We start from the raw sequence: 18,916 nt of genomic DNA on the forward strand, positions 1-18,916 counted from the left end.
TTGCGATAACGTAAGAAGGACGGGATATAGCTCCCGTCCTTTTTTGCGTTTCCTATTCGAGAGGATTCCCCTCTTTTTCCCAGTATTCAATCCCGCCGAGCATCTCTTTTACTCGAAAGCCGAGAGCGGCCAGTTTCGCGCAAGCCTTTGCAGCACCGTTGCAGTTGGGACCCCAGCAGTAGACGACCATGAGCTTGGTCGGGTCCAGAATAGCCGTCGTTTCAGCGGAAATAAGCGAATGGGGGAGATTCAGAGCCCCAGGAATATGACCGTCCCGATACGCTTTCTCGCTGCGAGCATCCAGGATGTAGAAGCCTTCTACTCGGTTTTGGATGTCATTCCATACATCAGCGACATCTGTTTCGAGAGAAAGCTTGTCGAGAAAATGAGTGCGGGCTACTTCAGAAGACGCGGCGGGTGTTTGCAAAACAAGGGACATATCAAAATCCTCCTCGTACCGTGTGATGGTTTATGTCCAAAGCATAGCATTGAAGCAATCATCACAGTTATCTATACTATTTAATGAGCATCATTACTAATTTCTATGGGAGGAAGCGGGATGGAGCTGGTCTATTTACATACTTTTCGCGAAGTAGCCCGGTATGGGAGCTTTACACGGGCAGCAGAAGAACTGGGCTATGCTCAACCGACGGTAACGGCACAAATGCAAAAGCTGGAGCAGTCGTATGGAGCCCCGCTATTTGAAAGATACGGACGCAAGCTGCGACTGACGCAAGCAGGAGAAGCCTTGCTGCCGTACGCTCGGGAATTGATTCGTCTGTATGGGGAATCTAAAGAAGTGATTAAGCAACAGACGACAGGTCCGATTGCCATTGGAACGATCGATACATTGGCGGCGTTCTTTCTGCCGCCGTATTTGCAGGCTTTTTGTCAGCAATATCCTCAGGTTGATTTAGTATTGCGGACGGCTGGGGAAGTAGAAATTGTACAACAGATCAAGGATGGCTATCTCGATATCGGGATCATTTTCGACCGACCTTTTACAGAACCTGAGCTAGTCACCCATGTTATTCGCGAGGAAGAATTGGTGATCGTCATGCCACCTGCCCATCGATTTACGACAGCAACAGCACTCACTGTCCATGATTTGGGCGGAGAGCCACTTGTATTGACTGAAGAAGGATGTACGTATCGGGGCATGCTGCTGGAGGCTTTCGGAGAGGCTGGGATGAGGCAGCGAATCGCCTGTCAATTCAGCAATCCGGAAGCGATCAAGCAGTGTGTACGCTGTGGCTTGGGTGTAGCTTTGCTGCCGCACATGGCGGTCAAGAGAGAGCTCGCAGAAGGGGTGCTCACAGCCATACCGTTTCAGTCAGATAAGCCGCCTTTTTCCATTCAGCTTGTTTATCATAAAAAGAAATGGCTATCACCTTCGATGGTGACGCTTGTGGATACGATTACGAGATCACAGAGAGAGGAATCGTGAGCAGGATGCAGCTAGATACTTCACCATTTGTTGCATGTACACCTGAGGAGACAGTCCATCCGGGAGTGCGGGTCTATACCGTCAGCTACTACAGTCAAGACTTGCTGGTAAAAGCTGCATTGGCTGTACCAGAGACCTATTTTCAGGAGGGAGCATGTCTGCCGGCTCTCCTGTATTGCCGAGGCGGGATAAAAGGAGTGGGACGCGTCAGACCCGAGCGAATCAGTCAAATGGCCGCCTTTGGCTACGTGATCCTCGCTCCTCATTACCGTGGCAACGAAGGCGGAGAGGGCCGGGATGAATTCGGTGGGGCAGACAGGCATGATGTGTTTGCCGCATTTGAATTGCTCCGCAACCTGGAGAAGGTGGACAAGGGGCGAATCAGCGTCTACGGTTTTTCACGCGGTGGCGTCATGGCCTTGTTTGCTGCAATGGAGTGCAAAGGCGTGCTGTCTTGCGTCGTATGGAGTGGCGTCAGCGACATGTTTTTGACCTATGAGGAGCGGGTTGATCTGAGAAGGATGCTGCGCAGAATCATCGGTCACCCGCGCAAGCAGGAGGATGCCTACCGCGATCGGACGCCTTTGTATCGGATAGACGAGATTTCTTGCCCTGTGCTGATCATACATGGAACGGAAGATGAGAATGTGGGAGTGGAGCATGCTCATAAATTGGCAGATGCACTGACGCGGGCAGGCAAACCCTATGAAAAATGGCTGGCGCAAGGGGCCAGCCATCTGTTTGTCGGAGAAGATATGGAGATGTATACGCGCAAGATGTTCGCTTGGCTGGATGCGCAAGCCTAATCTTCTTTTGGTGTAAGCGGGAGCGTGATGATGATTTCCGTTCCTTTCCCCAGCTTACTGTTCACGTGCAGATCCCCACCGTGGTTTTCGACCATTCGTCGGGAAATCGGCAGCCCCAGTCCTGTTCCATCCTCTTTTAAGGAGAAGAACGGATCGAATATGCGGACCAGATACTCTTGGGAAATGCCTTCTCCCGTGTCTGTAACATGAATATGGACAGCTTGATCGTCCAGGCGGCTTTCGATGGAGAGAACGCCGCCGTCTTTCATGGCTTCAATGCTGTTTTTCATTAAATTTAACAGGATTTGCTTTAATTGCTCGACATCGACGTGAATGCGAATGTTCGGATCGCAGCGGTCGACGATTTGAATCCCATGCAGCATAGCCTCGGCATTCATCAACGGAAGAATCGAATGAACGACACCGGTTAGCGCAACCTCGCGATAATCGGGCTTGGACGGTTTGGAGAGCATCAACAACTCCGTCACGATGCGGTTGACCCGTTCAATTTCCTGCAAGATTAAGGGTAAGTAGTACAAATCGCGCTCTTGATTCGATAAACGCTGTTCCAATAGCTGAATAAAGCCGTAGATGACCGTTAGCGGATTGCGAATTTCATGAGCGGCTCCTGCTGCCAACTGACCGACCATGGCCAGCTTCTCGGATTGATTCAAGTACTCTTGAATTTGCTCCTGCTCCGTAATGTCCAAGAAGGCGAACATCCACCCGGTTTCCTGATCGTGGTGATGATTGTGCAAAGGGATGTAGGAGACCAGGGCAATGAATGGCGTGTCGTCTTTTTTGTACAAGGTCATTTTGCGATTGACGAACCAGGGAGTCGGCTCATTGCGTGTGGGTGCTTCAAAGGAATCCTTGGACACGGGGTAGCCGTGATCGTCGAGCTTGACCAAATGCTGTGCCAACTGGTTTACATGAAGACCAACTGTCGCATGGGAATGGGTAATAATCCCAACAGGCAGAGAGTTTAAGATTTGCTCCCGGATGTTTTTTTCTTCGGTCAAAATTTGCCGTTGTCTTTCATCTTGTGCGAATAGATTGGCGATGCTGCTCGACATTTTATTGAACTCCTGCGCCAACTCAAGGAATTCATCTTGATGGGTATAGACGATTTGCTGACCGAATGTTCCTTTCGATACTTCACGTGCTTGCTGCATCAGGGACTGGATCGGGCGCAACAGCTCATTGCGGAAGTAAAACGTACAGAACAGCCCAAACAAGATAGAGGCTACGGAAACCGAATACGTCAGGATCAACGAGACTTTGATGCTCTCATTCGAATTCTGAAACTCTTTGTTCGTCTGATACTCTAGCTGATTGAGTGAGAAAGAGAGATCACGTTCCAATCGATCGAGCAAGGGCTTTACTTCGTTGTCTAGTACATAACTGACGGCTGGAACGTTCCCTGCTTGCAGCAACGGATTGATTTTGTTCAAAAAGATAAAGTCCAGTTGGGATATCGATTCAATAATGGTAAATAAGCCACTGTTCGCCTCGGTTTTGGGAAGCGAGGAAAAGCGAGCCGTATCGATCAGATTTGTATAGTATTGATCCAAATAAGACTCGTCGCGTGTCGATGTATACATGTTCAACGCATATGTCTTGGTGTATATCTGGTTTTTGACTTCTAGTAAGGCGCTCGTTTGCGGCAAGAGGTTTTGCGTCAAATACACTTCATCAGAGGTGACCTTGGTCATTTGATAGCTGAACAGGGTCGTCACGCAACCGATGAGAAGCATCATTACGAGATAGCTGAGCATGATTTTTTTCTGAAATCCGAGATTGCTGAAAAGGGGCATGCTGATTAACCTCCATACGAGCCACGGGAAGGAATGAGATTTTGCAATTCCCGTTCTAAATCTTCACGTACATTTGCTGGCACCATGTGACCGAATTGACTGAGATGGTTGACTCCTTCGGCAAGTCCGTACATGACTTTTCCATTCGGGAGATCCCCTTGAATAAACTGTTCCATGATGATGCGGTAGCATTGACGAACATCCTGCATCATGGAGACCAGCACGTAGTCTGGAGCGATGTAGCGCTGATCGGCAATGTATCCGATGGTGAATACGCCTGCGCGCTGCGCTTCTGTAATCACTTCGAGATTGAAGCTGTCGCCTGTGGTGTAGATGACATCCACACCTTGAGATATCATGTCGCGAGTTGTGCGAATGGCTCCCTCAATATCATTGAAATCAGGAACTTTTCCCACGACGATAGACGTGTTGGGCGATTCCTTTTTCACTCCCTCGATAAAGCCTTCTACTTGCAGGAGCTCTGTGGGCTTGTCTACCAAGATGTATCCAACTTTATCCGATTTCGACATCTTCGCCGCAAGTATGCCGACGAGCTTGCCAGCAGGTTTCATATCGTAACGAATCGTTGTCTGATTCGGATGCGGAGCCTCTCCGTTAAAGGAAACAAAGTGTGATTTCGGATACCGAAGCGCCACGTCTGTAAAAGGATCAGAGAAGATGAGGCCATGACCGAGTATGAGATCATAGTCGTTGGCTGCATATTTCTCAGCCACCTTCGTGATCTGCTCCGGTTTTATATTATTGGCGATTTCGAGTGAAAAGTTAAATCTTTTTTGCAGTTCTGTCATACTCTCCAGTGCACTGCTATTCCAGCCCTGATCATAAGTGGGGCCCTCCAGCAACAGGGCGACACGCACTTTGTCAGAAGAATGGCTGCTTTTATTTATGACTTTATCGAGATGCTTCATGCTTGTAACGAATTGACTGGTAATGAGCAGAAGCAGCCCGACTACCAAACCGGTAAATAAGACGGGAAATGGCAGCAGCTTTGGCATGCGGGATTCCTCCATAGAAAAAAGCATAAACCACATGAAAATATAAATACATGTCATGCCTATTATATCGGTTCTCTGAAGGTTGTGCATGGAAAAAAGGGATACGGACAGGCTAATCGTGTGGAGAACATCCTGCCAAGCGGAAACAGAAGGGAGGCGTACACGCGATGGAAAACGATAGGGTGGAAATCCCCCAGATTCATATTCCTGATGAGGTAACACAGGTCGATCGACCGGAGATTGGTGAGACCACTCCACACCCGAAACCAGATAGCCCTCTGGCGTCGAGCGGGACAGTTGAACCCGTCAGCGACAATGTTTCGAAAGAGAGCAGCGAGCGAATCGGCTTTATTTCATAAAACCGATCGGAGTTGGCGCTATTCGACAAAAGAAGTCATTTTCTCTCGTGGACAAGGCTTGCGATTTCTGCAAAAGTAGGAAGTAGAATAGCAAGCGAGATGCGAGGGGATAAGACTGCATGGCCCGATTGCTGATAGTAGATGACGCAGCCTTCACGAGAAGGGTGCTGGCGGATATGCTAGGCGAACAACATGAAGTTTGTGGAGAAGCGACGAATGGCTTGGAGGCAATTGAAAAGTACAAGGAGCTCAAGCCAGATATTGTCACGATGGATATTACCATGCCGCACATGCACGGGATTGAAGCCATGCGTCACATCTTGGATTTTGACCGTGATGCCAAAATTTTGATCTGCTCGGCAATCGGGCACCGGCAGAAGGTGCTGGAAGCGATGAAAACAGGAGCGAGTGATTTCGTCGTGAAGCCTTTTCAAAAAGAGCAGATACTTGATGCAATCGCACGACTTTTGTAGACAGGAAAAAGCAAACAGCCGCCAAATCCCGGGTGGGAAGGCGGCTGTTTTTCTATAAGCCAAGATTTACAAGCTGATTTCTGTTCCAATGCCGTTTGCTTTCGCACGTTCATAAACCGTTTTGGCAACGGCTGTGTCCAAATAGGCAACACCCACGGATTTGTACAGCGTGATTTCTTCATCATTTTCTCGGCCAGGCTTTTTCCCAATTAGAATGTCTCCCAGCTCAGCGTGCATTTGTTCAAAGCTCCATTCGCCGCGCTCAATCGGAATGAGCAGATCGCCTGCTTCGTGCCGGGCTCCCTCGAGTGTATCGACCACGACTTTGCTGCTTTGTACGGTAGTTGAGTCGACTTCCTGCATATCCGGAAGAAAAGCACCGATGGCATTGATATGCGTACCAGGACGCAAGCGTGATCCATCAAACAACGGGCTGGTAGCCTTGGTGCTGCAAATCACGATTTCGGCATTCGCCACCGCTTCATTGGCATCATCCATAACCGTGATTTCGCCTTGCCACTCCGGATAGAGGGAGAGGAGTGTTTGTTTCATTTCGTCCGCTTTCTCACGTGTGCGGTTATAGAGATAAATGTTTGTCAGCGGACGGACTTCCATGACGGCTTGAATTTGTCCGATGGATTGTGCCCCGCATCCCAATACAGCGCAGCTTTGCGCATTTTCTTTTGCCAAGTATTTGGTTGCAACGCCACTGCTTGCACCTGTGCGCATAATCGTCAACAGGCTCGCGTCCATCATCGCCACATGCTGTCCTGTTTTTGCTTCGGTCAACACGATTACACTTTGGAGTGCTTTGATATCGTGCTTGTGATTCTCCGGGAAAATGCTGATGATTTTTACTGCTACGTAATCGTCCGTTTCCAAATAGGACGGCATGTATAGACTGGTCGCTCCGTATTTCGGATGGTCAATAGCAGTACGAACAGGGGTGCTGACGTTTCCTAGCATATGCTCTCGGAAGACGTGTTCCACATCTTTCAAGCAATCTTTCATCGTATAGATTTGTTCAATGTTTTCACGGCTTAATAGTAGCATCTCATTCTTCCTTTCCATCAGGATTCGTCCAAATCCAAATCCTTTGTTTCCTTCGTTGCAGAAACCGCAATGAGAGAAATAACCCCGGAAATTACGATGTACAAAGCGATTGGCACCCAGGAGTTAAAGGAGCTTAACAAGGCAGTAGCGATCAGCGGAGCAGTACCACCCGCCAAAGCAGCACCGAGCTGGTAGCCAACCGTTACACCAGTATAACGTACATTCGTGCTGAAAATCTCCGAGAACATCGTACCCAATACAGCTGTGACAGGAGCCCAGAGAATCCCGAGTCCGATGACTGTAGCGACGGTAAGCCAAAGGGCTGATTTCAATGACAGCATATAAAAGTAAGGGAATGCAAACAGCATCATCGCTACAGTCCCTGCGATATACAAAGGCTTTCTGCCGACTTTATCTGACAGCATGCCCATGTACGGAATCGCGATGGTTGTCACCAATGTGGCGATCGTCACGGCATTGAGTACCGTTATTCGGTCGTAGCCCAAGTAATTCGTCGCGTAGGCAATAATAAACGTCGAGAAAATATAGAACGGCGCCGTCTCTACCACTTTGGCTCCGACGGCAATCAGAACAGCTTTCCAGTGATAGCGGAATGTATCTACGATGGGAACTTTCGCAATGTTCCCCGTCTTTTTTGCTTCTTGAAAAGCTGGCGTTTCATCAATGCCATTGCGAATCCAGAGTCCTAAAAAGACTAGTGCTGCACTCAACAGAAACGGAACTCGCCAGCCCCAAGACATGAATTGATCATCGGGAAGCGCACTCATCAAAGAAATGGCCAACGTACCAAGCAGCATGCCGATGGTTACACCCATTTGCGGGATACTTCCAAAAAAGCCGCGTCTGCCTTTGCCGGAATACTCTACGGCGAGAAGCAATGCCCCTCCCCATTCACCGCCGATCCCCAAGCCTTGAATCAAGCGCATCAGAACGAGAAGAATCGGAGCCCAGATGCCAATGGCATTGTAATCAGGCAGCAAACCGATCAAGACGGTAGCGCCTCCCATCAGAGACAATGTCAAGACCAGTGTTTTTTTACGACCGATTTTGTCCCCGATATGACTGAAGATCACGCCACCCAATGGCCGGATGAAAAAGGGAAGACCAAATGACAGATAAGAGAGCAGTAAGCCTACACTTGGATCAGAAGAAGGAAAAAATAGCTTGTTGAATACGAGCGATGCCATGGTTCCATACAGAAAAAAGTCAAACCACTCAATGGAGCTGCCAATAAGGCTCGCGACCAACGCTTTGTTTTGAACCTTTTTGGAAACGCCCGCTTGTGTTTGTAATGCCATCGGGTAATCCTCCTTTGTTGGTAAATATTGAAGTGTCACTTCAATTTATGAGTGAAGTAGCACTTCAATTTTCAGGAATGAAGCGATTACAAATCTGATAATAATAAAGATTATAAAATGCAATACAATTTGCAGCAATAGTAAAAATGGATACTTATGCTAACTTTACAACTTTTTTCGAGAAAGAGTATGATAGACCTATCCTTTTTACGGCGAGGTATGCAAATGGAACCTACCATTGGTGTATTAATCAAATCGCTTCGTGTCGGCAAAAAGAAGACACTCAAACAAATTGCAGAAAAAACGCAGCTGTCGATCAGCTTTTTGTCCCAAGTAGAGCGTGGGAAGTCTTCTATTACGCTGGAGTCATTGAAAAAAATTTCAGAAGCCTTGGGAGTGAGCCCAGGCTATTTCTTTTCGGGTGAGTCGAGTGGAGGGAATGGGCAGGTACGCAGGGCGAGCAAAGAGCGATCTGGGCTTTTGCATGCGCCTTTTGTGTATGAGGACCTGTCCGGTGATTTGGAAAATCCGTCACTGGTACCGATTCTTGTCACGCTCTCACCGCATGGAGAAAAAGGCACGCCTTTTGTACATAAGGGTCAAGAGTTTATTTACGTCCTCGAGGGTGTGCTGACTCTTTTGCTGGGGGAAGAGGAGCATGATTTGTTCCCTGGCGACAGTATTCACATGGATTCATCCGTACCGCACAACTGGGTGAACCGTACAGGTGAAGTCACCCGATTCCTTTGTGTCAATTCGCATGACAGCGACATGATTCCGACCGCTCCTTATTAATTAACCGAGAGCGTTTAGCGAAGTCATGTTTTCTACTATAATAGAGGAACGCGTACAAAAGAGCGGTAAAGAGGTGAAAGTGTGCCCGTAGAGCCTAACTATTTTCAACAGTATCAGCATGCTGATATCGACGAATTAGCTGATGTCATTGGAGAACTTTTGCAAAATCCGATAACGGTTGAAGATGCCGATCATAAATTGATTGCTTACAGCTCACACGGAGAAAGCACAGATGAAGCGCGCTGGTCTACCATCATGGGGCGACGGGTACCGGAAAAAGTGCTGACGCGCCTCTGGAAGGACGGCGTATTCCAGGAGCTGTTAACGCAAGACGACCCCGTACATATCCCGGCCAAGGACGAAATTGGCTTGGGTAAGCGTGTGGCGATTGCTATTCGCAGAGGGAGCGACGTGCTCGGTTACATTTGGGCACAAGAGGTGAATCGACCGATTACCCGGGAAGATGATGAAATTCTTCGTCAGGCAGCACGCGTAGCCGTCTCGCGTCTCATTCAGCGGCAGGGAAAACGCAAGGCGGAGGAGCAGCGACGCAAGGAATTTCTGTGGGAGCTGTTGCTGGGGAATCACAGCAGTGAGGCTGTCATTCGCCAAAAAGCAGACACCTTGCAGATGCAGCTTCCGACCTCTTATTTAATTTGTATTATTGAAGCGGCAGGAGCGCGTCTGGACCAATACTTGTATCCGTTATTAATGCGTGACAAACTGCTCTGGGTTGTCGACGGCTCGCAAATCATCTTATTGATCGGTCTGTCCGAAGCGAAAAAAGACAAGAGTGACGTGCTCATTCGCAAGGTGGAACAGTTCCTCGCAGACTCGCTCGGCAAGCTCGAAGCACATGTCACGGAAGGACGCCAGGTGATTGCCGGGTACGGGAGAGATTACAAGTCTTATACGGATATTGTGAAAAGCTACAGGGAAGCGCTGCATGCGCTCAAGATCAAGAAGCTGTTTCCACAGGAAAATGAGGGGATTCACGGGTACCACGAGCTGGGGATTTATCGCTATCTACTACAACTGAAGCAGTGGGAAGAGGAGCAGGGCTATCAGAATGAACGGCTGGAAAAGCTCAGACAGTACGATCGCGACAACCAGACCACGCTCTTGACGACATTGGAGACGTTTTTGGATGCCGCTGGCAAAGTTAACAAGACAGCAGAGCGCCTGCATATCCACATTAATACGTTGAGCTACCGACTGAGACGAATTGAGGAGATCATGCGTGTCGATCTCGACAATATGAATCAGCGGGCTGCCTTATATTTAGAGTTGAAAATAGCCAAATTAGATGGGGAACAGTAGTTTGTTTGTGAATTTTCACAAATGAAAAGACGCTAAAATTAAAGGAATCTCCAAGGAGTATGCCGGAAGATACGCTGTACAATAATAGTAACCGCAAAGAAATTGGCGTTTCCAAGGAGGACATACTTATCATGATCGTTGGAATTCCAAAAGAAATTAAAAATAATGAGAACCGCGTAGCCATTACTCCAGCAGGTGTAGCTGCTCTGGTACAAAACGGACATTCGGTTCGTGTAGAAACAAGTGCAGGGCAAGGCAGCGGTTTTACCAATGAAGATTACAAGGCAGTAGGCGCTGAGATCGTAGAAACAGCAGCAGAGGCATGGGCGTCTGACATGGTGATGAAAGTAAAAGAACCACTCCCTGCTGAATATGGATTTTTCCGCGAGGGTCTGATTCTGTTCACGTATTTGCATCTTGCACCAGAGCCTGAATTGACTCGTGAATTGATCGATAAAAAAGTGATTGCAATCGCTTACGAAACCATCCAGCTCGACAATGGCGCACTGCCACTGTTGATGCCGATGTCTGAAGTAGCTGGGCGCATGTCCGTTCAAATCGGTGCGCAATTCTTGGAAAAGCAATACGGTGGAAAAGGCGTTCTGCTCGGTGGCGTACCTGGCGTACCAAAAGGCGAGGTAGTCGTAATCGGCGGCGGGATCGTAGGGACAAACGCAGCGAAAATGGCGCTTGGACTGGGTGCAAATGTAACGATTATCGATGTAAACGCAGACCGTCTGCGCCAACTGGATGACCTGTTCCAAGGCCGTGTTCAGACGTTGATGTCCAATTCCTTCAACATCGCAAACGCTGTGAAAAAAGCAGATTTGCTGGTAGGCGCTGTACTCATTCCAGGTGCTCGTGCTCCACGTCTGGTAACAGAAGATATGGTAAAAGACATGTCACCTGGTTCTGTGATCGTAGACGTTGCGATTGACCAAGGTGGATCGATTGAAACCGTAGATCGCATCACGACTCATGACAAGCCAACCTATGAGAAGCACGGTGTGATTCACTACGCGGTAGCCAACATGCCTGGTGCAGTCGCTCGTACATCTACATTGGCCCTGACCAACGTAACCGTTCCTTATGCGGTACAATTGGCGAACAAAGGCTACGCACAAGCAATTCGTGACAACAAAGCATTGGCAAAAGGCGTAAACGTCATCGACGGCAAAGTAGCTTACAAAGCTGTTGCTGATGCGCATAACCTGCCGTATGCTTCTATCGAAGAAGTTTTGCTGGTGAAAAACTAGCTTCTACGGTAAATAGAAAGAAGAAACTGCTTGTCCGTTCTTACGGCAAGCAGTTTTTTTCATTCATTCGGCCCAAGCGGGTCAGGGTATTTGGCCGAACCCATCTTCATTTTTCCAGAATCACTTAAGTACATATTCACCTGGATTTGGGCCAGGGAATCAGGTGTGAGCTTATTGCGCTTGCGTGTTTCGTATTTTCGCCAAGCCTGATAGTCTTTTTTAAACAAACGTTCCTCCAAGCTATACAGATCAATCCCTGCTTTGACTCCTTTTAGAAACGTCCCGCGAATTTGCTCGGCTACCTGTTCTTCGGAGTTTTTCCGTACGAAAGCAGGCGTAACCGCACTCATCATTTCACGAACGAACCCCTTTAGTCGGACATTGACCTGATAACGAGGATGCTCTCCAGTGGTAATCGGAGTAATGTCCAATTCAACATGCTCAATGCGCATTGTCGCTTTGGGAGTGTTGTTTTGTCGCACAATGAGGCCAGCAAATTTCGTGTCACTATTCATCCACCGAATCCCCATTAAATCACGATTGGGGAAGTAACCCTGCCAATTTCCACGATGAATAGCGTGGATGCCATCGATGGAGAGGCGAGAAATAAAATGATTATTTTCTTTCCAGGATCGCTCGTACAGCGTGATGTTTGGCAATAACACGGTGTTTGATGGCTCCCAAAAGCTCGAGATAAACCGAAAAAATTGGATCGGCTCGATAAACGAACGCTGCTCGTAAACATCCTTTGGCTGATGCAAGAGAGAGTCCAATGGAGAAAATCCGACCAAAGAATGAGAGCTTAACACTTTGTCAATCGGCTCCCGCGTTCCGAATACCCACTTGGTGTAACGAATCAGACCGTATCTGTTCATAATATCGTGGGAGGTGATGACGCCCTTTTTCAAGAGGCGCTCATGAAATACGAGGGAGGATACAAAGCCTAGAAACACAGGTACCTGTGCGTTTTTTTGCAGGTTATCAAAGGCAGACTGAAGTGTATTCCCTTTCCCAATCGAAATGGTCGCTGGTGGCGATTGAAGAGTGGTTGATGACTCCTGCTTCGCGACGGTAGACAGATCGGTGGATTGGGCGTACATAACATACTCATTGTTGACGTAATCAATGCCCATGGCAGATAAATAGCGAAGGTCCTGAATCGATTTCTGGTCCCAGCAGCCGCTAAGAAGAGTCGTTGCCAACAGCAGCATAGCAGAAGCAATCCGCATGCCCTTCATTTGTTATCGCCACCCTTAGCAGCTCTCGTCCGAAAAAAACTGGTCATGGACTTGAACAAGACAATGAACAGTGTGGACAAGGAGTTGGATGAACCCATCAAAATATACGATCTGCCAAAGGAGGTCAAGGTGGACAAGTAGTATACGATGGCAATCATCCCGAGGATAAAGCCGTACATACCAATGGTTGCGGAAAGGAAGAAAACGGTGAAACGAGCAACTGTTACCGCGCCGCTTAATGACTGATTGACCAGTGTGAAGGAGGCAACGACTGTAAGGGAGCCGATAAACAACATCGAAGGCGAAGTCAGGCCTGCACGAATGGAAGCATCCCCGATAATCAGTGCACCGACCAGTGCCAGTGTTTGCCCGACGTTTTTGGGCAGACGGGCGCCTGCCTCACGCAGAAACTCAAAAATGAACAAGATGAGAAATAGCTCCATCGGCGCGGAAAAGGGCAACCCTTTTCTTCCCTGCGTAACGGTTGCGAGTAATTGAAAAGGATATTGCTCTACATTATAGGCGGATAGTGCAATCCAGAAGCCAGGCAGAAAGATTGCGATCCAAAATCCACCTAGGCGCAGCATGCGTTCCAGCCATACATAGGTAACAGGGTACTGATCGTCTTCAGGAGATTTGATTAGTTCGAGTAAGGTTACAGGTGCCACGAGTGCCAAGGGTGAGCCGTCTACCAACACGACGACCTTACCTTGCAGCAGCATGTAAATGACATAGTCAGGGCGTCCAGTATAATCAACCAATGGAAACAGGGAGTGAGTGTTGTCGCTCAGTATCTTTTCCAGAATGGCGCTGTTCACAATTTTTTTTGAGGTACATTTGTGTATTCTCTCACGCATCATCTCTACCAGATCTTCAGATACCCCATCTGTGATATACATCATACCGATTCTTGTGCGCGAGCGCGTTCCGAGAATAAAAGGCTCATAGGCCAGAGTAATCGTTCGCATGCGCTTGCGAATGAGAGCAACGTTCGTGGAGAGATCCTCGACGAAGCCGTCCCGAGGACCTTTGATCGAAATCTCTGTATTGGATTCTTCAGGAGTGCGCTCTGGACGATTGGAGATGTCCCAGGCAAACGGAGGAGAGTCACCAATAAAAATCAGCAAATCTCCTGCAAACAGTCTCTCAACCCACAACTCTGGGTTCGTGAAGAGCGGGAAAAGAGGCAGAGAACGCAAATCACCAATAGCCAGGAATCGCTCCAATTGCGGCAATGCCGTATCTTGTAATTGACGAACGTCTGCCAGTCCTTCGCAATAAAGCATCAATACAGGCTGGTCCTCGGATGTGACCGTGCGCATAAAAACGACGTCCGCACAATGCGCGAATTTTTCCCGCAGTTCCTCTTCAAGGGTCATGGCCTATTCCCTCCTGTTTGGATGGCTTGCGTAAAGTAACCAGCATGAGTGCGAGAGTAATCACAACGATAATGGCTAAGTAAAGCGGATAGTATACGTGCGTCAGAAAGGATACAAACTGTATGTCACTGTAGGGGAGGCTGGTAAAGGCGATCATGCTTCCACCTAGAAATATCATCATGAAGTTGCGCTGTTTTCGGTTACGGATCGTGAGTAAATCTCCCAAGAGCAACAAGCAAATGGTGATGCGTATAAAAGCCCCAGCGAGCCATTGAAAAATGGAGAAAAACTCCATGTTCTCGATGTCTTTTCCAATTGTGAGCAGCCGCCATTGCTCAAATGCCGGAAAGCGTTGGCGCGCAGACTCCACAGGTCCAAATTCCGCAATAGCTCCTGTCAACGGACTGAGTGTCAGCACAAGCGTGATGCCGAGCATGACCAAAAAGTGTACGAGGCGCAATGGCTTACGTACGTGAGGTTGGAGCAATAGTAGCAGGAACATCTCTGAAATGCCGCCACCTACATAGAGCATCCCGTGAAAAAGAGGACGATACCCATGCTGGAAAAGTGGCATCAAAAGACTATAATTCTTTTTAGGAATATTGCCAAAAGCGACGAAAAATCCGAGCATAACCACGACGGGCAGCAAGATTCCTGCTGTGATTCCTACAGAGGTTATTCCACCAATTGCAGCGAGTATACATAGTCCCATTAAGGCTAAGGCGGTCACCCACTCTGGTGTTCGAGGCAAGTAGTTGACGGTCGTCCATGTCTGGGTATCGATCAGATTGGTTAGGGCCATCATGTACAGGCAGACCATGATGGGGATGAGTAACAGATGGCTGACGATTTTTCCAGAGCGTTGGGCGAGCCATTCATGCAAAGAACGTTGCTTCATATTTCGATTAACCACAAACAGCAAGTACGCCCAGAAGGAAAAAGGAATACCAGCAAGCAACACGCTCAACCAAGCATCTCTTCCGGCTTTACTCAATAAGAGGGGGATGACGGTTACGTGGTTCGTAATGCCGATCGTCAGCATCATCACCATAATGGCTTGACCAATCCCGATTTTTCCGTCCACTTTCATGAAGACTTATCCCCCTGTACGTGGTGGTGCTGTTAGGATTTGCCTGCTTGCTTGGAAATATGTATCAACGTATAAAGGTTACATCCGCCCGAAAAAGTATGGTATTCTACTATGAGGTAAAAAGGTAGAAACGGAGTAAGGAGTGCAGCCGATGTATCAGCTCATAAGAAAATATCTGTTCCAGCATGATGCGGAAGAGATTCATGAAAAGACAATTGGTGCCTTAAGGCTGGTGGAGGATTCTGCTCCAGGCAAAAGCATCCTGAAGATGATCTATCAGGTAAAAGACCAGCGGTTGGAGAATAAGCTGTGGGGAATGACGTTTCCGAATCCAGTCGGACTTGCAGCCGGTTTTGATAAAAATGCGGAAGTCTATCACGCGTTGGGTGCTCTTGGTTTTGGGTTTGTGGAAATCGGGACGTTGACACCGCAGGGGCAGCCAGGCAATCCGAAGCCGCGTTTGTTCCGATTGCCGGAACATCAAGCTGTCATTAACCGGATGGGCTTCAACAATCACGGTGCGTATTTGGCTTCCCAGCATTTGGTCGATTACGCATACTCAGATGTTCCGATTGGGATTAACATTGGGAAAAACAAAGTAACGCCGAATGAAGAGGCGGCCATCGACTATAGCAAATGTATGGACATGCTCTATGCATACGGTCACTATTTCGTCATTAACATCAGCTCTCCGAATACCCCGAATCTGCGTGACTTGCAGGAGACAGAGAGCTTGCGTCATTTGGTGCGTGCAGTAAGGGAAAAGGCAACCGAAATGGAAGCACGTTCCATCAAGAAAAAGCCGATTTTGCTGAAAGTAGCACCAGACATGTCGGATGAGCACATGCGCGATGTTGTTCACGCTGCTGTTGAAGAAGGCATTGCCGGAATTATCGCTACCAATACGACACTGTCACGCGAGGCGGTTTCCGGACATCGATTTGCCGAGGAAGCGGGCGGCTTGAGCGGAAGACCTCTTACGGAGCGTTCCACTGCTTGGGTGAAGGAGATTTATCAAGAAGTAGGAGACAAGGTACCCATCATCGGTGTCGGGGGCATTTATAACGGCGAAGACGCCTACGCGAAAATCCGAGCAGGAGCCAGTCTCGTTCAGGTGTATACGGGGATGATTTATCAAGGCCCAGGTATCGCCAAGCAAATTAACAAAAAGCTACTCAAGCTCATGCAGCGCGATGGTTTTAAACATATTAGTGAAGTAATTGGCGTAGACGCAAAAGAATAGATAGAACAAGTACGCATAGGTCGATGGCTCCGTTTGTAGAGGGTCATCGGCTTATGCGTTTTTGCTTATATTCTTCCGATTTATGTAGTGATCCGTTATAATGATGTGGGACAAACATGAATTGTCTGTCAACTCTATATGATCGGCGTTAGGTGCCTTTATGTGACGCATAAAGGGTAACAGGGAATCGGGTGAAAGTCCCGAGCGGTCCCGCCACTGTAACCAGGGAGCTCTCTTTGAGAAGGAAACCACTCATTTTCGTATGGGGAAGGACAAAGAGCGCATGGATCTGGAAGCCAGGAGACCTACCTAGTAGCCACACCCAGAAAACCTTCGCGGAAAGGAGCGGTGAATACGAGGCAATGAGGCTGTATAGTCAGTCTGTTGTTTTGTGTGCACATCTCGTCCATTGATGGATGGGATTTTTTTGTTTGTAGGAAAAGAACGAAAGTCAGTGAAGGAGGAAGGAACATGAATCGATCTCGTCTCGTATCTACTTGTTTGATGATCGCGGGCTTTGTCCTGTATTTCCTGCTCAATGAACCAGAGACAGGACATGCGATGCACATCATGGAAGGGTATTTGCCATTATCCTGGGCCTTATTTTGGTGGGCTGTCTTCTTGCCATTTTTTATTCTTGGGATTCGCTCGATTAACAAGATTGTAAAAGAACATCCCGAAATGAAGCTCCTTATTGGTGTTGCAGGAGCGTTTGCATTTGTTTTATCTGCACTGAAAATCCCTTCAGTTACAGGCAGCAGCTCTCACCCGACTGGAACGGGCCTTGGCGCCATTATGTTTGGGCCTTTTGCGATGTCTGTGTTAGGGAGCATGGTGCTCTTGTTTCAAGCCTTGCTTTTGGCACATGGAGGTTTGACTACGCTAGGGGCAAATGCTGTATCCATGGCAGTAGTAGGACCACTGGTGGCATACGGAATCTATCGGGTGATCATGAAAGTGCGCGGAAGCCAGCGTCTGGCTGTTTTTGCGGCGGCTGCCTTGGCTGACCTCGCTACCTATGTGGTGACTTCGATTCAACTGGCACTCGCATTTCCAGCTGAATCTGGTGGAGTGTTGGCCTCGTTTGCCAAATTTGCAGGAATTTTTGCATTCACGCAAGTTCCGCTCGCAATCAGTGAAGGTCTGTTGACCGTTCTTGTTTGGAACTGGTTGTTATCTTACAACGCAAAAGAGCTTACACAGCTTCGTTTGCTCAAACGGGAGGAATCGCTGTGAAAAAAGGATGGAACTGGCTATTACTCTTGGGGGTAATCGTACTGGCGATTGTCCCACTGTTGCTGGTGCAGGATTCGGAATTTGGCGGCGCAGACGGCGTGGCGGAGGAAGCGATTAAGGAAATTGCTCCGAACTACGAACCGTGGTTCCAGCCGCTGATAGAACCGCCAGGGGGAGAGACGGAGAGCCTATTGTTTGCGGTGCAGGCGGCGTTGGGAGCGGGAGTGGTTGGATACGCCGTGGGCTTGTACAAAGGTCGGTTGGATAAGCGGAAAAAATGAACGGGCTGCAGCTTGATTCTCTCTCTTATCAAAACAGGCTGAAACGTCTGCCGCCAGCTCATAAGCTCTTGCTGGCGAGTGCATTGTTACTGCTCGTCTTGGTGGGACATGTATGGATGCAGATGGCCGTCGTTGTTTGGATGACGGTATGGGTAGTGGTGTATGCCCGTATACCTGTCCGTATCTATTGTGCCTTTATGATCGTGTCGCTCTCGTTTTTCGCGGCGGGGCTCCCTGCCCTATTGGTAGAAGGGGCGAAAGCAGGCGAAGTACAGGTCCAGGTCGCGGCAGCATGGGAGTTGGGGTCGTATGTGCTCTATGTGCCGACGTCATCATTCAGTAAAGTTTGGATCTTATTTTGGCGTACCATGGCGAGCTTATCTTGCTTTGCCTTCATTTTGTTTACCGTGCCGTTTGCCGAAATCTTGCAGGTGTTTCGCCGACTTCGTATGCCTGTCCTTGTGACTGATTTATTAATGATCATGTATCGGTTTATTTTTGTGTTAATAACGATTTCTCACCAGCTCTGGATTGCCCAACGTTCGCGTGGAGGTCATCGCGGCTTCCGAGCGACGCTTCGGGATGCAGGGGTTCTCGTTGCGCAATTGTTTGTCAGAGCGATGCGCAAATACGAAGCCTTGCATAAAGGAATGGCGGCTAGAGGCTTCGGGGAGAGCATGCAGGTGCTCGCGTTTCATACCCATGCTCGTTCGCGACGTTATGAATGGGAGTCAATCGCAGGCTGTATGCTGCTGGTGCTGCTTGAGTGGTGGACAGGAGGTTGGTAG

General features: G+C 48.4%; 19 protein-coding genes and 1 riboswitch. Of the genes, 11 read left to right on the top strand and 8 right to left on the bottom strand.

The genetic code is table 11. The features are described from left to right. Positions 1-52 precede the first annotated feature (52 nt). Positions 53-439 carry a rhodanese-like domain-containing protein gene (locus POF51_RS16775; protein ID WP_069848945.1) on the bottom strand — a complete coding sequence of 129 codons (387 nt, stop codon included), beginning with the start codon at positions 437-439 and terminating at the stop codon, positions 53-55. 120 nt (positions 440-559) lie between these two features. On the opposite strand from POF51_RS16775, the gene POF51_RS16780 reads away from it, so the two are divergent. Both POF51_RS16780 and POF51_RS16785 read left to right on the top strand, forming a co-directional pair. After that, on the top strand, positions 560-1,447 hold the full coding sequence (locus tag POF51_RS16780; protein ID WP_069848943.1) for a LysR family transcriptional regulator: 888 nt from the start codon (positions 560-562) through the stop codon (positions 1,445-1,447). A gap of 5 nt (positions 1,448-1,452) precedes the next feature. After that, complete coding sequence (locus tag POF51_RS16785) at positions 1,453-2,253, top strand: alpha/beta hydrolase family protein (RefSeq protein ID WP_069848941.1); 801 nt, start codon at positions 1,453-1,455, stop codon at positions 2,251-2,253. Here the strand turns inward: POF51_RS16785 and POF51_RS16790 are convergent. Both POF51_RS16790 and POF51_RS16795 read right to left on the bottom strand, forming a co-directional pair. Continuing rightward, the gene (locus POF51_RS16790; RefSeq protein WP_069848939.1) at positions 2,250-4,070 is read right to left on the bottom strand and encodes a sensor histidine kinase; all 1,821 of its coding nucleotides are present in this window, start codon (positions 4,068-4,070) and stop codon (positions 2,250-2,252) included. The genes POF51_RS16785 and POF51_RS16790 overlap by 4 nt on opposite strands. Positions 4,071-4,075: 5 nt before the next feature. Next, positions 4,076-5,086, bottom strand: coding sequence for a BMP family ABC transporter substrate-binding protein (locus tag POF51_RS16795; RefSeq protein ID WP_069848938.1), 1,011 nt, complete (start codon positions 5,084-5,086; stop codon positions 4,076-4,078). A gap of 167 nt (positions 5,087-5,253) precedes the next feature. On the opposite strand from POF51_RS16795, the gene POF51_RS16800 reads away from it, so the two are divergent. Both POF51_RS16800 and POF51_RS16805 read left to right on the top strand, forming a co-directional pair. Continuing rightward, on the top strand, positions 5,254-5,445 hold the full coding sequence (locus tag POF51_RS16800; protein WP_069848936.1) for a hypothetical protein: 192 nt from the start codon (positions 5,254-5,256) through the stop codon (positions 5,443-5,445). Positions 5,446-5,564: 119 nt separating this feature from the next. Next, positions 5,565-5,918, top strand: coding sequence for a response regulator (locus POF51_RS16805; protein ID WP_017251521.1), 354 nt, complete (start codon positions 5,565-5,567; stop codon positions 5,916-5,918). A gap of 66 nt (positions 5,919-5,984) precedes the next feature. On the opposite strand, the gene POF51_RS16810 is transcribed toward POF51_RS16805, so the two are convergent. After that, entirely contained in the window at positions 5,985-6,971 is a 987-nt protein-coding gene (locus tag POF51_RS16810) for an ornithine cyclodeaminase family protein (protein ID WP_069848933.1), read from the bottom strand. Between the two features lie 17 nt (positions 6,972-6,988). Continuing rightward, a complete protein-coding gene (locus tag POF51_RS16815; protein ID WP_069848930.1) occupies positions 6,989-8,290 on the bottom strand; it encodes an MFS transporter in 1,302 nt (433 codons plus the stop codon). A gap of 225 nt (positions 8,291-8,515) precedes the next feature. Here POF51_RS16815 and POF51_RS16820 point away from each other — a divergent pair, with 225 nt between their 5' ends. The 3 genes from POF51_RS16820 to ald all read left to right on the top strand — a co-directional run bounded on the left by POF51_RS16820 (position 8,516) and on the right by ald (position 11,661). Next, positions 8,516-9,085 (top strand): helix-turn-helix domain-containing protein, encoded by a 570-nt coding sequence (locus POF51_RS16820; protein ID WP_069848928.1) that lies wholly within the window; start codon positions 8,516-8,518, stop codon positions 9,083-9,085. Between the two features lie 81 nt (positions 9,086-9,166). Further along, positions 9,167-10,405 carry a PucR family transcriptional regulator gene (locus POF51_RS16825; RefSeq protein ID WP_069848926.1) on the top strand — a complete coding sequence of 413 codons (1,239 nt, stop codon included), beginning with the start codon at positions 9,167-9,169 and terminating at the stop codon, positions 10,403-10,405. Positions 10,406-10,536: 131 nt separating this feature from the next. Beyond that, on the top strand, positions 10,537-11,661 hold the full coding sequence (gene ald / locus POF51_RS16830; RefSeq protein WP_069849144.1) for an alanine dehydrogenase: 1,125 nt from the start codon (positions 10,537-10,539) through the stop codon (positions 11,659-11,661). Between the two features lie 59 nt (positions 11,662-11,720). Here ald and POF51_RS16835 read toward each other — a convergent pair whose 3' ends face one another. Genes POF51_RS16835 through POF51_RS16845 form a run of 3 tightly spaced genes read right to left on the bottom strand, consistent with a single transcriptional unit; the run spans position 11,721 to position 15,368 of the window. Further along, entirely contained in the window at positions 11,721-12,899 is a 1,179-nt protein-coding gene (locus POF51_RS16835) for a Ger(x)C family spore germination protein (RefSeq protein WP_069848923.1), read from the bottom strand. Then, positions 12,896-14,278, bottom strand: coding sequence for a spore germination protein (locus POF51_RS16840; protein WP_069848921.1), 1,383 nt, complete (start codon positions 14,276-14,278; stop codon positions 12,896-12,898). Before POF51_RS16840 ends, POF51_RS16835 begins: the two co-directional genes overlap by 4 nt. Further along, positions 14,268-15,368: a GerAB/ArcD/ProY family transporter gene (locus tag POF51_RS16845; protein WP_069848918.1), complete on the bottom strand. Its 1,101-nt coding sequence runs from the start codon at positions 15,366-15,368 to the stop codon at positions 14,268-14,270. Before POF51_RS16845 ends, POF51_RS16840 begins: the two co-directional genes overlap by 11 nt. A 151-nt stretch (positions 15,369-15,519) precedes the next feature. Here POF51_RS16845 and POF51_RS16850 point away from each other — a divergent pair, with 151 nt between their 5' ends. The 4 genes from POF51_RS16850 (at position 15,520) to cbiQ (ending at position 18,916) form a co-directional block, all read left to right on the top strand. Next, entirely contained in the window at positions 15,520-16,611 is a 1,092-nt protein-coding gene (locus tag POF51_RS16850) for a quinone-dependent dihydroorotate dehydrogenase (RefSeq protein WP_069848916.1), read from the top strand. A 133-nt stretch (positions 16,612-16,744) separates the two neighbouring features. After that, positions 16,745-16,938, top strand: a riboswitch (cobalamin riboswitch). Positions 16,939-17,082: 144 nt separating this feature from the next. Then, a complete protein-coding gene (locus POF51_RS16855) occupies positions 17,083-17,847 on the top strand; it encodes an energy-coupling factor ABC transporter permease (protein WP_017251510.1) in 765 nt (254 codons plus the stop codon). Further along, positions 17,844-18,128 carry an energy-coupling factor ABC transporter substrate-binding protein gene (locus tag POF51_RS16860; RefSeq protein WP_007718520.1) on the top strand — a complete coding sequence of 95 codons (285 nt, stop codon included), beginning with the start codon at positions 17,844-17,846 and terminating at the stop codon, positions 18,126-18,128. The genes POF51_RS16855 and POF51_RS16860 overlap by 4 nt, the downstream gene beginning before the upstream one ends. Beyond that, positions 18,125-18,916 (top strand): cobalt ECF transporter T component CbiQ, encoded by a 792-nt coding sequence (cbiQ, locus tag POF51_RS16865; RefSeq protein WP_271755761.1) that lies wholly within the window; start codon positions 18,125-18,127, stop codon positions 18,914-18,916. Before POF51_RS16860 ends, cbiQ begins: the two co-directional genes overlap by 4 nt.

Source organism: Brevibacillus sp. AG (assembly GCF_028369215.1).
In the GTDB taxonomy this organism is placed as follows: domain Bacteria; phylum Bacillota; class Bacilli; order Brevibacillales; family Brevibacillaceae; genus Brevibacillus; species Brevibacillus porteri.

Excerpts from the sequence above, each read along its gene's own strand:
- POF51_RS16795 (WP_069848938.1), bottom strand. The coding sequence starts at position 5,086 with ATGCCAAAGCTGCTGCCATTTCCCGTCTTATTTACCGGTTTGGTAGTC.
- POF51_RS16845 (WP_069848918.1), bottom strand. The coding sequence starts at position 15,368 with ATGAAAGTGGACGGAAAAATCGGGATTGGTCAAGCCATTATGGTGATG.
- POF51_RS16835 (WP_069848923.1), bottom strand. The coding sequence starts at position 12,899 with ATGAAGGGCATGCGGATTGCTTCTGCTATGCTGCTGTTGGCAACGACT.
- ald (WP_069849144.1), top strand. The coding sequence starts at position 10,537 with ATGATCGTTGGAATTCCAAAAGAAATTAAAAATAATGAGAACCGCGTA.
- POF51_RS16800 (WP_069848936.1), top strand. The coding sequence starts at position 5,254 with ATGGAAAACGATAGGGTGGAAATCCCCCAGATTCATATTCCTGATGAG.
- POF51_RS16790 (WP_069848939.1), bottom strand. The coding sequence starts at position 4,070 with ATGCCCCTTTTCAGCAATCTCGGATTTCAGAAAAAAATCATGCTCAGC.
- POF51_RS16850 (WP_069848916.1), top strand. The coding sequence starts at position 15,520 with ATGTATCAGCTCATAAGAAAATATCTGTTCCAGCATGATGCGGAAGAG.
- POF51_RS16775 (WP_069848945.1), bottom strand. The coding sequence starts at position 439 with ATGTCCCTTGTTTTGCAAACACCCGCCGCGTCTTCTGAAGTAGCCCGC.
- POF51_RS16840 (WP_069848921.1), bottom strand. The coding sequence starts at position 14,278 with ATGACCCTTGAAGAGGAACTGCGGGAAAAATTCGCGCATTGTGCGGAC.
- POF51_RS16780 (WP_069848943.1), top strand. The coding sequence starts at position 560 with ATGGAGCTGGTCTATTTACATACTTTTCGCGAAGTAGCCCGGTATGGG.
- cbiQ (WP_271755761.1), top strand. The coding sequence starts at position 18,125 with ATGAACGGGCTGCAGCTTGATTCTCTCTCTTATCAAAACAGGCTGAAA.
- POF51_RS16810 (WP_069848933.1), bottom strand. The coding sequence starts at position 6,971 with ATGCTACTATTAAGCCGTGAAAACATTGAACAAATCTATACGATGAAA.
- POF51_RS16815 (WP_069848930.1), bottom strand. The coding sequence starts at position 8,290 with ATGGCATTACAAACACAAGCGGGCGTTTCCAAAAAGGTTCAAAACAAA.
- POF51_RS16785 (WP_069848941.1), top strand. The coding sequence starts at position 1,453 with ATGCAGCTAGATACTTCACCATTTGTTGCATGTACACCTGAGGAGACA.
- POF51_RS16820 (WP_069848928.1), top strand. The coding sequence starts at position 8,516 with ATGGAACCTACCATTGGTGTATTAATCAAATCGCTTCGTGTCGGCAAA.
- POF51_RS16855 (WP_017251510.1), top strand. The coding sequence starts at position 17,083 with ATGAATCGATCTCGTCTCGTATCTACTTGTTTGATGATCGCGGGCTTT.
- POF51_RS16805 (WP_017251521.1), top strand. The coding sequence starts at position 5,565 with ATGGCCCGATTGCTGATAGTAGATGACGCAGCCTTCACGAGAAGGGTG.